The organism is Streptococcus sp. Marseille-P7375, assembly GCF_902460365.1.
Classification (GTDB): Bacteria; Bacillota; Bacilli; order Lactobacillales; family Streptococcaceae; genus Streptococcus; species Streptococcus cristatus_I.
The window spans coordinates 157,558-169,542 of record NZ_CABPTR010000003.1; the positions used below are offsets into that span (position 1 = coordinate 157,558).

Genomic DNA, 11,985 nt, shown 5'->3' on the forward strand with positions numbered 1-11,985 from the left:
TAATCTTTCTTATCCCCGTATCGTTGGTGGTGTGATGAAGGTCGATCCTATTACTATCATGGTGCTCTTGCTCTTATCCAGCAATATCTATGGCGTACTAGGGATGATTGTGGCAATCCCGACTTATTCTATCCTCAAAGAAATCGCTAAGTTCTTGCTTAATCGCTATGATAATCCCAAGGAAGCCCAGCAGCAGAAGAAGAGCAAAGAGTTTGGGAATCGATTGATTCCAGAGTCTCGAGACCAGAAATAAGACGGAAGAAGGGCCTTCCGCCTTATTTTCATTATGGCTTCAAGTCAGTTTTTCTCGTAGAGAAAAACAAGAAAACTACCACAGCTAAGCTGGTGGTTGCCAAGGCTTTGAGCTTTCATTTCTTTTTCCTAGTAGAATCTATTTGTTCAGGTAAGACAAAGGAGGAAAAAGAATTGGATAAAATCAGTTGCTGTTTATCACATACCAAATGGATGTGCAAATATCCTATCATCTTTACCCCCAAGTATCGCAGAAAAATCATTTACTACAAAATAAGACGAGATCTCATTGAGATTTTTCGTCATTTATGTCAATACAAAGGTGTGGAAATTATTGAGGGACAGATGATGCCAGATCATATTTGCATGCTTGCCTAAATCTCTCCAAAACTTTCGAGTTTTGATTTCACGGGATATTTGATAAATATGTAAGTATCGTTGGCCCAAACGGAAAGACAGTTGCCAAATAGATTCGCGAACAAGAGAAAAATAACATTGTCCTTGAAAAGTTAAGTGTCAAAGAGTACGAGGAGAAATTTTTATATGGCGGTTTTAGAACAAGATAAAAGCCCGCTGTTACGGGCTCTAGTCGAAGTAACGATAGCTATTTTCCTGCTATCTATTAGACCAGGTTCTTGGTAGGAATAGAAGCAGGATCGGATAGATCTCTAAACGTCCTGCAATCATGGCAAGAGAGAGGAGGAATTTAGAAAATGGGCTATAGATAGAGAAGGTCTCGGTTGTTCCAATCATTGGTCCGATATTATTGAAACAGCTGATGACAGCACTGGTAACAGTCATTAGATTGTTATTGTCCAGACTGATGATGAAAATCAAAGCTGCGATAATCAAAATATAAACAGCCAAATATTTGAGAACCTTGTGTTGGGTATCTTTATCCAAAACAGCGCCGTTGATATGCATGGTTAGAACGCGGTTTGGCGAAAGCGTGGAAAGGATTTGGTTTTTAGCGATGCGGCCGATGATAATGGCACGGATTACTTTGAAACCGCCAGCGGTGGAGCCAGCAGAACCTCCTAAACACATGAGTAGCAGCAGAATGACTTGTGAGAAGAGGGGCCACTGTACGGTATCTCCATAGCCGAATCCTGTCGTAGTAATAATGTTGGAAACTTGGAAAAATGAAATTTCTAAACTTTTAGCAAATTCCCCGTAAACATGGAGAACATTGAAGCTAATCAAAATGGTGGCAGTGAGTACAATCCAGAGATAGCCTTTCAACTCCTCGTCATGAAAACAGGCTTTAAATCTTCGAATCAAGAGATAATAGTAGAGATTGAAGTTTACCCCAAAGGTCAGAACGCCGAAGCTGACGAGATAGGTGATTAGAGAGCTGTTGTAATGGGCAATTCCGTCGTTAAAGACAGTGAAGCCTCCCGTACCAGCCGTTCCCATTGCGATGACGATACTATCAAAGAGTGGCATGCCGGCGAGGAAATAAAGAAAGGCAAAAAGGGCAAAGAGCGCTAGATAGATAATATAAAGAATCTGGGCAGTGTTTCTTAATTTCGACACAACCTTACCAAAGACTGGTCCAGGAACTTCCGCTTTCATAACCTCTAAGTGGCCATTTTTGGCATTGTCCATGATAGCTAAGGCAAAGACCAGCACCCCCATTCCTCCAATCAAGTGGGTGAAACTACGCCAAAAGAGGAGAGAGTGGGAAAGGACAGATACATCGTTTAAGATTGTGGCACCAGTAGTGGTAAAGCCAGAGCTGACTTCAAAGAAAGCATCAATTAGATTCGGAATCTGGCCAGAAAAGACAAAAGGCAGAGCGCCAAAGAAGGACCAGAGAATCCAGCAAAGGGCAACAATCAGGACCCCTTCCTTGGTGTAAATGTGGGCATCCTTAGGCTTAAAGGCTGAACCTAATCCACCCAAAATCACTAAAATAATCATTGTAGCGCCGATCGAAAGGAAGACTTCAAGATCTTCACGGTAGATCAGGGCAACGATTGTTGGAACCAACAAGAGAGCTGCTTCGATGAGCAGGAGTTTAGAGAGGAGAAAGCGAATCATAGGTCTATTCATGGGGCTACCTCTCTAACAAATCGTAAATCTTATCGATGTTTTGAATCAGGGTTGTCACGATGATCTTATCTCCGACTTCCAAATAGTCATCTCCACTTGGGAAGATGGCTACGCCTTGACGAATGATAGCAGCAATCAGTACCCCGCTCCTCAATTTGAGCTGAGAAAGAGGCTGTTCGATCATTTTATTTCCTTCGTTGATCTGGAATTGGAGCGTTTCAATCTGGCCATTTGCTACATGGTGCAAGGCTTCTAGGCTGGAGAATTGCGCGTTATTCCGTCCGCGGATAAAGTGCATAATGGTATCAACGGCAATCCCTTTTGGCGTGACAATACTTGCGAAGTCTTGATTGTCAATAATCTCGAGGAGACTTGTCCGGTTAATCTTGGTAATGTTTTTTTGAACGCCAAGATTGTTGAGGAACATGGAGGTGATGATATTTTCTTCATCGACACCTGTCAGAGTAGCTATTGCATCGTAATGCGCAGCTCTTTCCTCGAGTAGAATATCTTTAGCTGTACCGTCTCCATTGACCACGTAGAGTTCAGGGAATTCTTGGCTAAAGAACTCTGCCCGCTGGCGATTGATCTCGACGACCTTGAACTCAATCTTGCTATTTTTGAGAATGTTTAAGAGATAATAGGCAATCTTGCCTGCCCCGATAATCATGAGGCTCTTGATGACTCTTGGCCGGATTTTATTGTGGAAGCGGACAATTTCTGAACGATTTCCAGTCAGGAAGATTTTATCAGATGGCTGCAAGGTGAAATCCCCATCTGGAATACTGAGTTTTCCTTCTCTCTCAATAGCACAGATAATAACGTGGGGGAAATGCTTCCTAAATTGCGAGAGATTCATTTGGCAGAGATAACTTTCTGGCTTGATTTTGAATTCCATCAAGGTCACTCGGCCATTGGCAAAATGCTCCAATGACAGAGCATTAGGAAAATCAATAATATTGGCAATATAACGAGCAGCTAGGAGTTCAGGATTGACCATCAGAGAGAAGCCTAGAATATTTTTTTCTTTAAAATAAGCATTTGAGTATTCAGGATTTCTCACACGGACAATGGTTTCTTTGGCCCCCATTTTCTTTGCGAGAACGGCTGAAACCATGTTGACCTCATCCTGCTCCGTCATGGCAATAAAGATATCACAGTGGGCAACATCTGCCTGCTCCAAGATTTTAAAATTCGCACCATTTCCAACGATGCCCATAATATCGTAACGTTTTGTAATATGATTTAGAACAGCTTCATTTTGTTCAATTAAAACGACATCATGCTTTTCAGCAACGAGCGAGCGACAAAGGGCGGCTCCGACCTTCCCGCTTCCGACGACGATAATTTTCATATTATTCCTCCCGAATATGTATCTATCATACCTTTTTTTATATAAAATTTCATCTATAAATCTCAATAAAGTCGTTTTTTACAGAATAGTAAGCTGTTTCAAAAGAAATCCTACAAAAATCTCACTTTTTGAGGTCATTTTTATTGACTTGTCGGAAGAAAATGATATACTAGGAAAGTACCCTCATTGATTTACATCAAACCTGTTGTGATGTAAGTTAATGATGCCTTAACCACGCTGTTTGCTGAGCTTGACTCCGGGCAGTGTGGCTATTTTTTTATTCTAATGAAAATCAGGAAAAAATTATGTCTCAGCAAAATCATATCGTCCTTTTTGAACCACAAATTCCACAGAATACAGGCAATATTGCTCGTACTTGCGCAGCGACCAATTCTCCCCTCCATATCATCAAGCCCATGGGCTTTCCCATTGACGATCGTAAGATGAAGCGGGCTGGACTGGATTATTGGGACAAGCTGGATATTAGCTTCTATGAGAGTCTAGATGACTTTATGAAGCAGATGGACGGACGACTCTATCTGATTTCTAAGTTTGCCGAGAAAGTCTACTCGGAAGAGAATTTTGCAGCAGAAGGGCCGCATTATTTTATGTTTGGCCGCGAGGACAAAGGCTTGCCTGAGGAATTTATGCGTCAGCATCCAGAAAAGGCCTTGCGCATTCCTATGAATGACCAGCATGTCCGCAGCTTAAATGTCTCTAATACGGTCTGCATGATTGTCTACGAAGCCCTACGGCAACAGAACTTTGCAGGACTAGACTTGGTACATGAGTACGAAGCGGATAAGTTGAAATAAATGAAAAATACTTAAGTTAAAATAATATTGATTACATCAATCAAAAAGCTTGCACTTGCAAGCGTTTTTTGTTATGATTAAAGGGTCTTCAGGGCAGGGTGAAATTCCCGACCGGCGGTAATTTTGACTAGCTATTTTAGCTTTCTCGTCGTTGTCTTGTCGCGATATACTTTAAGTATTATCTTCGACTGCAACGCCTAGATAAATCTAAAATATCTTAGCCAAATAAGTCCGCGAGCGAAAGCTGATGTGGTGCGATTCCACAACCGACAGTATAGTCTGGATGGGAGAAGACGAAAGAATAGCTTTGTCTGTTCTGATAGATTTATAGCTAAACTGTAACCGCTTGCTTTGATGGAGTGAGAGGGAACTTTTGGGATATAAAAAGTGAGAATAGATAGAGGAATCCTTTCTAACTTCTTCTGATTTTATAGAAAATTGGAGGAACCTGTTATGACAAACGCACGTCGACTTTCGACCATTGCAATTCTATCAGCCATCTCATTTGTGCTGATGTACTTTGACTTCCCGCTTTTACCAGCGGCATCCTTCCTCAAGATCGAATTTAGTATCTTGCCAGTCCTTGTGGGCTTGGTGGTCATGGATTTGCCTGCTGCTCTAGGAGTTCTCTTGCTTCGCTCACTCTTGAAACTGCTTCTTAACAGCCAGGGAGTGAATACTTACATTGGTTTGCCAATGAATATTGTAGCTTTGGGAGTTTTTGTCATCGTCTTTGCTTTGATTTGGAAAAAGGAACGGACAACCCTTCGTTTCCTACTAGGCTCTCTAGCTGGGACTATTGGTTTAACCGTGGCTATGTTGGTTCTCAACTATGTTTACGCTGTTCCTTTGTACGCGAAGTTTGCCAACTTTGATATTGGAAAAATTATGGGACTTTCCAACTACCTCATGACTATGGTATTACCTTTCAACTTGATTGAGGGTGTAATCTTTGCTGTTTCATTCTGGTTGTTATACGTCCTCTTGAAACCAACCTTAAAACATTATGAGAGATAAACAAACATTTTTAATGAAGGGCAGTTTTGCCCTTTTACTTTTCGTCATATTAGGCTACATGGTCAAGTTTTATCCAGAGCAGCTAGTTGCCTTTGATAGCCCGATTCAAACTTGGCTGCGAGGAGACTTCCCCACAGCTTTGACGACATTTTTCAAACTGGTCACCAGTTTCATTGACCCGCTGGGGATTATTATCTGGGTTTCTGCCCTAGTCCTATTTTTCCTTTATAAAAAATGGAAGATCGAAGCTGCCTTGCTAGCTGGAAATCTGGTCTTACATGGGATTTTGATTAAGCTGATTAAACTCGTTTATCAAAGAAGCCGGCCAAGTATTTTGCATTTGGTCGAAGAGGGAGGCTATTCTTTCCCAAGTGGGCATGCCATGGCGACAGCTATTGTGGTGGGAACTTTGATTATTATCGTCCAGCAACGGATGCAAAATCAACAAATCAAGCGTTTGGTACAGGGCTTGCTCTTGCTCTTTATCTTGACCATTATGGCATCCAGAGTCTATCTGGGCGTGCACTATCCGACGGATGTGATCGGAGGAGCCTTGATGGGCTTTGCCATTCTCAATATCGAATTTCCCTTTTATGACCAGCTGCGCTTTCAATGGCGCTTCACAGGAAAGCAGAAATAAATAGAGATGAGAAAGGTTGGCTTTGCCGGCCTTTTTATCTTGACAAAGGAGGCCTCTTCTTTTAAGATAAGAGCAAGTGAGATGAAGAGGAGGTTGTACGTTTTGAATCCAGAAGTCATCAAGTTAGTTTTAGACATTGTGGATGAGATTCCTGCTGGGCGCGTGGCGACCTATGGCCAGATTGCTCGTTTGATTGAGCGGCCTAAAAACGCCCGCTTGGTGGGAAAGATTCTCAGTCAGTCGGAGATTTATGGCGGCAAGCATCCTTGCCATCGGGTAGTTAATGCGGCAGGGCGCCTCGCACCAGGCTGGGAAGACCAAGCACACTTGCTCTGGGCGGAGGGAGTAGACTTGAAGTCCAATGGCTGTGTGGACCTCAAGCGTTATCAGTGGGAGGCATGATTTTCTTCTTTCTTAGTGAAAGAGGAAATTTTTGTTTCTAGGCTCCTTTTTGTGGTAGAATGGAAGGTATGAAATCTTACAATGCTTTGAATGATTATTATCGAAAACTTTTTGGAGAAAAGACTTTTAAAGTGCCCATCGATGCGGGCTTTGACTGTCCCAATCGGGATGGTACGGTAGCGCATGGAGGCTGTACTTTCTGTACTGTTTCGGGTTCTGGTGATGCCATCGTGGCGCCTGATGCGCCCATTCGGGAGCAGTTCTATAAGGAAATTGACTTTATGCACCGTAAGTGGCCGGATGTTCGTAAGTATCTGGTTTATTTCCAGAATTTCACCAATACCCATGAGAAGCTTGAAGTGATCCGTGAGCGGTATGAGCAAGCCATTAACGAGCCAGGTGTCGTTGGCCTCAATATCGGAACTCGGCCCGACTGTTTGCCTGATGAGACCATCGCCTACTTAGCTGACCTGTCTGAGCGCATGCATGTGACCGTGGAGCTGGGCCTTCAGACTACCTATGAGGAGACTTCAGACCTTATCAACCGTGCTCATTCCTATGAGCTTTATGTGGAGACGGTCCAGCGCATTCGTAAGCTGGCCCCCAAGGCGGAGATTGTCTCTCACTTGATCAATGGCCTGCCGGGCGAAACCCATGAGATGATGCTGGAAAATGTCCGTCGCTGTGTAACGGACAATGACATTCAGGGAATCAAGCTCCACTTGCTTCACTTGATGACCAATACCCGCATGCAGCGGGATTATCATGAGGGGCGACTGCAGCTGCTCAGTCAGGAGGAGTATGTCTCCATCATCTGCGACCAACTAGAGATTATCCCTGAGCATATCGTTATCCACCGTATCACAGGCGATGCCCCGCGAGATATGTTGATTGGCCCCATGTGGAGCCTCAATAAATGGGAAGTTCTCAATGCCATCGAGGCAGAAATGCGTCGTCGTGGCAGCAAGCAAGGCTGTAAAGCAAAGGAGCAGAGATTCGTATGTTAAGACCTTTACAGATGGCCCATGACTTTTTGGCAGAAGTCGTGACCAAGGAAGATGTCGTAGTGGACGCTACGATGGGCAACGGGCATGACACCCTCTTTCTGGCTCAGTTGGCCAAGCAAGTCTATGCTTTTGACATTCAGGAGCAGGCTGTAGAAAAGACCCGCCAGCGCTTGGCAGAAGCTGGCTTGGACAATGCTCAGCTAATCTTGGCTGGCCATGAGAGTCTGGACCAATATACAGACCATTTCAAGGCTGCTATTTTTAATCTTGGCTACTTGCCTTCGGCGGACAAGTCTGTCATTACAAGACCCGATACGACGCTGGAAGCTCTGGGAAAGGTCTGTCAAGGCTTAGCAAAAGGAGGTCGAGCAGCTATCATGATTTACTACGGGCATGAAGGTGGCGAAGTTGAAAAAGATGCGGTGCTAGACTTCGTCAGTCAGCTGCCCCAGCAGGACTTCACTGTCGCCCTCTACAAGACCATCAATCAGATTAACAACCCGCCTTTTTTGGTTATGATTGAGAAATTAAAAGAAAAATAAGGATTCCAAAGTTTTAAAAACTTTCTAAGGAATCATTTGGAGAAAAAATGGATAAACAATATTTGCATGAAAAATTGGCTGGCTTACGAAACAAATACGTCGAGTCTGCCGATGAAGAAACGACTGTTGGCCTTTTGGACGAGGCCAAAATGAACAAAAAAATGCTGCGAATCAAGAAAAAATTGGTGAATTTAGAAATGGAGCGTTGCCAAAAGATGATTGAGCACCGCGATCTATCCAAAATTGATCAAAAGATTTCAGCGCAAAAAGAATTGTTTAAAGAGTGCTGCCAGCAGAGATAAAGGAGGTTCAAAGTGGAAATCCTTCTCTACACGATTGTTTTTTTGCTCTTATTGGTTGTATCGAATGTGACCAATCGTTTGCTGCCCCAGCTTCCTTTACCTCTAGTGCAAATTGTGCTGGGAATTTCGCTTGGTTTTCTCCTTCCTCATGGGAAATTTCATTTAGATACAGAGCTATTTTTGGCCTTGGTAATCGGGCCATTGCTCTTTCGGGAGGCTGAGGAAAGCAATATTACCAGTATTCTCAAGCACTGGCGAATCATTTTATTTTTGATTTTTCCAGTTATCTTTATTTCAACGCTTGGTTTGGGCTATCTGGCTCATCTTCTCTGGGCTGCTTTGCCCTTGGCGGCCTGTATTGCCGTAGGAGCCGCTTTGGGTCCGACAGATTTGGTAGCCTTTGCTTCCCTATCAGAGCGTTTTTCCTTCCCTAAGCGGGTGGAAAATATCCTAAAAGGAGAGGGATTGCTTAACGATGCGTCTGGTCTAGTTGCTTTTCGTGTGGCTCTTTTGGCTTGGACTACAGGAAGTTTTTCCCTAGGAAAAGCTAGTATTTCCTTAGTTCTTTCCATTATTGGAGGATTTGCTGTTGGGATGGCCAGTGCAGCCCTTAATCGCTGGTTGCATAAACTGCTGATGAGTGCCCAAGTATCAGATATTGCTAGTGAGCTCTTGCTGGAGCTGAGTCTACCCTTGGTTACCTTCTTTTTAGCAGAGGAGATTCATGTTTCAGGGATTATCGCAGTGGTCGTCGCAGGTATCTTCAAGGCCAGTCGCTTCAAGCGGATAACGCTTCTGGAAGCCCAGGTGGATTCGGTTACAGAAACCATCTGGAATACAGTGAACTTTATGCTCAATGGCTCTGTCTTTATCATTTTAGGGATCGAACTGGAGATGATTGCAGAGCCAATCTTAAAGAGCCCGATTTACGATAATCTCTTGCTGCTCGTGAGCATTGTCCTTCTGACTTTCCTACTCTTTGCCCTTCGGTTTGTCATGTTGTTCACTTTTTACTTCATTCGAATCAGAAGATTGCACAAGAATGTTGGAAACTACCTGAAGGAAATGCTGCTACTGACCTTTTCAGGTGTCAAAGGAACCGTCTCCATTGCGACTATTCTTTTGATTCCGAGTCAGTTGGAGCAAGATCATCCTTTGTTACTTTTTTTGGTAGCAGGTGTGACCTTTCTTAGCTTTCTGACGGGTTTACTCACTCTCCCTCATCTGTCTGAGGAAAGAGAAGAGGAAAACGAGCACCTTATGCACATTGCTATTTTAAATGAAGTGGTGAGTGAGCTGGAAGCAAGCCTCAAGCAAACCAAGGCTAAGGCACCTCTCTATGCGGCTATTGACAATTACCATGGTCGTATCGAAAACCTAATCCTTGAACAGGAAGACAAGGCTACTCAGCGAGACTTGGCAGCTCTGAAATTATTGATTTTGAGTATCGAAAATGATGGTTTGGAGCAAGCTTTTGAAGAAGGAAAAATCAGCGATCGTAGCTATCATCTTTATCAGCGTTACCTACATAATATTGAGCAGGGCATCAATCGAAACTTAGTTTCTCGCTTTACCTATATGTTTCTCGTTACACTGCGCGTATTGCGCATGTTGCTCCATGAAATCGTCACCCTTGGTGCTAGATGGCGCTCTTGGAGGCAAGGTGGAGCTAAGCATCTAACTGCTGAGGATATGGAGGATATAGCAGAGCTTTATCTGTCCAATACCGAAGTCATTATCGAAAGTTTGGAACATCTAAAGGGTATCTATAAGCCTTCTCTAATTACTTTTTTGCAGGAATCTCGACTAAGAGAAACGGAGATCATCGGTAGTGGTGCCTTCGTCGAGCGTGTTATTGCGCGATTTAAGCCCAATAACATCTCAGAAATGATCTGGGGCTATTATTTGGAGAGAAAAATTATCTTTGAATATGAGAAAAAGAAATTGATCTCAAGTAGCTATGCTAAACGCCTGCGCCAAAATGTCAATAATTTAGAAAATTACTCACTGAAAGAAAGAGCCAATACTCTACCTTATGACATGGTTAATTACGCTAGAGAGCGCTAGAAGATAAGGCTATCCAGTGAGCTCCACTAAAAATTAATAGAATTCAAAAAGAGAACAGAATACTTTATCCGTTCTCTTTTTGGGCTCTATAATTTCTGTAGTGGGTAACACCACTGTAGGAATTATGGAGCCTATTTGTTGTAGAAAAAAAGTCCCATAAGACTTATAATGAAAAGCGACCAAACCATCATTAGAAAGACTCTTATGGAACAGTTAAATTTTATCACAAACTTACTCGGAATAAAAGACCCTAACATCACTATCTTGAATGTTCTAGATGCTGGAACTCATAAAGAAATCATCGCTAAGCTAGATTATATCGCACCTAAATGCCCTCACTGCCAAGGACAAATGGCTAAATATGACTTTCAAAAAGAATCGAAAATTCCCTATCTAGAGTGTGCGGGTTACAAGACATTGATTCGTCTAAGAAAACGTCGTTTTCGTTGTAAATTTTGCAGGAAAATGGCTGTCGCAGAAACGTCATTAGTCAAAAAGAATCACTAAAATCTCAACTCAACGATTATCAATCAGAAAATCACTCAAAAATTAATCGAGAAAGTCCCTATGACGACCATCGCGGAAAGCCTGGCTGTCTCCACTTCCACCGTCATTCGCAAACTAAAAGAATTCAAGTTCAAGACTGACCTCAACGACCTTCCAGCGCACATGAGCTAGGATGTGGAAACAGTCAGGGAAGTGACTGTTTCAATCGGCAGATAGAGATGAGCTTCATTGCGCAGGATTTCGATTCAAGAAGGATTATAGCTATCCTAGATGGGCGGACACAAGGGACGATTCGCAATCATTTCTTTCGTTATTCTAGACAAGTGAGAAGTCGAGTCAAAATTATTACCATGGACATGTTTAGCCCCTACTACGATATTGCCAGAAAACTATTTTCAAACGCTAAAATTGTCCTCGACCGCTTTCACATTGTACAGCATCTCAATCGGACTATGGACCGCCTCCGCATCCAAATCATGAATCAGTTTGATAGGAAATCACACGAATATAAAGCACTCAAACGCTACTGGAAACTCATTCAACAGGATAGTCGGAAACTAAGTCACAAACGATTTTATCGTCCAACTTTTCGGTTGCACTTGACCAATAGAGAGATTCTAGAGAAGCTACTTTCTTACTCTCCAGAACTCCGAGAACACTATGAACTCTACCAACTCTTGCTTTTTCATTTTCAAGAGAAACAGGCTGATCATTTCTTTGATCTCATTGAAGATATCATTTCTTGTGTAAATCCCATCTTTCTAACTGTTTTTAAGACCTTTTTGAAAGATAAGGACAAAATCTTGAACGCACTGGAACTTCCCTACTCAAATGTAAAACTAGAAGCTACGAATAACCTCATCAAAATCATCAAGCGCAATGCTTTGGCTTTCGGAACTTTGACAATTTTAAAACTAGAATTCTCATCGCTTTGAACATCAAAAAGGAGAGAACCAATTTGGTCCTCTCCAGGGTATGACTTTTTGGGAACCCACTACAGTTGACAAAGAGCTCACTTTTTATTT

10 protein-coding genes, 3 pseudogenes and 1 riboswitch are annotated in these 11,985 nt (G+C 42.7%); of the genes and pseudogenes, 11 read left to right on the plus strand and 2 right to left on the minus strand.

Annotated features, from left to right (window positions below; all coding sequences use genetic code 11):
• Position 1: 1 nt before the first annotated feature.
• Together FZ954_RS08210 and tnpA are read left to right on the plus strand one after the other, a co-directional pair.
• A pseudogene (locus FZ954_RS08210) lies at positions 2 to 253 on the plus strand (AI-2E family transporter); the annotation flags it as partial.
• 212 nt (positions 254 to 465) lie between these two features.
• Positions 466 to 818, plus strand: a pseudogene (gene tnpA, locus FZ954_RS08215) (IS200/IS605 family transposase).
• Between the two features lie 49 nt (positions 819 to 867).
• Here tnpA and FZ954_RS08220 read toward each other — a convergent pair.
• The gene (locus tag FZ954_RS08220; protein ID WP_148878017.1) at positions 868 to 2,307 is read right to left on the minus strand and encodes a TrkH family potassium uptake protein; all 1,440 of its coding nucleotides are present in this window, start codon (positions 2,305 to 2,307) and stop codon (positions 868 to 870) included.
• Between the two features lie 4 nt (positions 2,308 to 2,311).
• Positions 2,312 to 3,661, minus strand: a complete 1,350-nt coding sequence (gene trkA, locus FZ954_RS08225) for a Trk system potassium transporter TrkA (protein ID WP_148878018.1) — start codon at positions 3,659 to 3,661, stop codon at positions 2,312 to 2,314.
• A 305-nt stretch (positions 3,662 to 3,966) separates the two neighbouring features.
• Here trkA and FZ954_RS08230 point away from each other — a divergent pair, with 305 nt between their 5' ends.
• The 9 genes and pseudogenes from FZ954_RS08230 to FZ954_RS08270 all read left to right on the plus strand — a co-directional run bounded on the left by FZ954_RS08230 (position 3,967) and on the right by FZ954_RS08270 (position 11,939).
• The gene (locus FZ954_RS08230) at positions 3,967 to 4,476 is read left to right on the plus strand and encodes a tRNA (cytidine(34)-2'-O)-methyltransferase (RefSeq protein ID WP_185774091.1); all 510 of its coding nucleotides are present in this window, start codon (positions 3,967 to 3,969) and stop codon (positions 4,474 to 4,476) included.
• 80 nt (positions 4,477 to 4,556) lie between these two features.
• A riboswitch (FMN riboswitch) is annotated at positions 4,557 to 4,775 on the plus strand.
• Positions 4,776 to 4,929: 154 nt separating this feature from the next.
• Entirely contained in the window at positions 4,930 to 5,493 is a 564-nt protein-coding gene (locus FZ954_RS08235) for an ECF transporter S component (protein ID WP_045498937.1), read from the plus strand.
• Complete coding sequence (locus tag FZ954_RS08240; RefSeq protein ID WP_148878019.1) at positions 5,483 to 6,133, plus strand: phosphatase PAP2 family protein; 651 nt, start codon at positions 5,483 to 5,485, stop codon at positions 6,131 to 6,133. Before FZ954_RS08235 ends, FZ954_RS08240 begins: the two co-directional genes overlap by 11 nt.
• 102 nt (positions 6,134 to 6,235) lie before the next feature.
• On the plus strand, positions 6,236 to 6,535 hold the full coding sequence (locus FZ954_RS08245; protein WP_187423352.1) for an MGMT family protein: 300 nt from the start codon (positions 6,236 to 6,238) through the stop codon (positions 6,533 to 6,535).
• A gap of 59 nt (positions 6,536 to 6,594) precedes the next feature.
• On the plus strand, positions 6,595 to 7,542 hold the full coding sequence (locus FZ954_RS08250) for a TIGR01212 family radical SAM protein (protein WP_148878020.1): 948 nt from the start codon (positions 6,595 to 6,597) through the stop codon (positions 7,540 to 7,542).
• Positions 7,536 to 8,084 (plus strand): class I SAM-dependent methyltransferase, encoded by a 549-nt coding sequence (locus FZ954_RS08255; RefSeq protein ID WP_148878021.1) that lies wholly within the window; start codon positions 7,536 to 7,538, stop codon positions 8,082 to 8,084. The genes FZ954_RS08250 and FZ954_RS08255 overlap by 7 nt, the downstream gene beginning before the upstream one ends.
• A gap of 47 nt (positions 8,085 to 8,131) precedes the next feature.
• Entirely contained in the window at positions 8,132 to 8,386 is a 255-nt protein-coding gene (locus FZ954_RS08260; RefSeq protein WP_148878022.1) for a hypothetical protein, read from the plus strand.
• A gap of 12 nt (positions 8,387 to 8,398) precedes the next feature.
• On the plus strand, positions 8,399 to 10,453 hold the full coding sequence (locus tag FZ954_RS08265) for a sodium:proton antiporter (protein WP_148878023.1): 2,055 nt from the start codon (positions 8,399 to 8,401) through the stop codon (positions 10,451 to 10,453).
• 204 nt (positions 10,454 to 10,657) lie between these two features.
• Positions 10,658 to 11,939: pseudogene (locus FZ954_RS08270) on the plus strand (ISL3 family transposase).
• The last annotated feature ends 46 nt before the right edge of the window (positions 11,940 to 11,985 follow it).

Excerpts from the sequence above, each read along its gene's own strand:
- FZ954_RS08220 (WP_148878017.1), bottom strand. The coding sequence starts at position 2,307 with ATGAATAGACCTATGATTCGCTTTCTCCTCTCTAAACTCCTGCTCATC.
- trkA (WP_148878018.1), bottom strand. The coding sequence starts at position 3,661 with ATGAAAATTATCGTCGTCGGAAGCGGGAAGGTCGGAGCCGCCCTTTGT.
- FZ954_RS08230 (WP_185774091.1), top strand. The coding sequence starts at position 3,967 with ATGTCTCAGCAAAATCATATCGTCCTTTTTGAACCACAAATTCCACAG.
- FZ954_RS08235 (WP_045498937.1), top strand. The coding sequence starts at position 4,930 with ATGACAAACGCACGTCGACTTTCGACCATTGCAATTCTATCAGCCATC.
- FZ954_RS08240 (WP_148878019.1), top strand. The coding sequence starts at position 5,483 with ATGAGAGATAAACAAACATTTTTAATGAAGGGCAGTTTTGCCCTTTTA.
- FZ954_RS08250 (WP_148878020.1), top strand. The coding sequence starts at position 6,595 with ATGGAAGGTATGAAATCTTACAATGCTTTGAATGATTATTATCGAAAA.
- FZ954_RS08255 (WP_148878021.1), top strand. The coding sequence starts at position 7,536 with ATGTTAAGACCTTTACAGATGGCCCATGACTTTTTGGCAGAAGTCGTG.
- FZ954_RS08260 (WP_148878022.1), top strand. The coding sequence starts at position 8,132 with ATGGATAAACAATATTTGCATGAAAAATTGGCTGGCTTACGAAACAAA.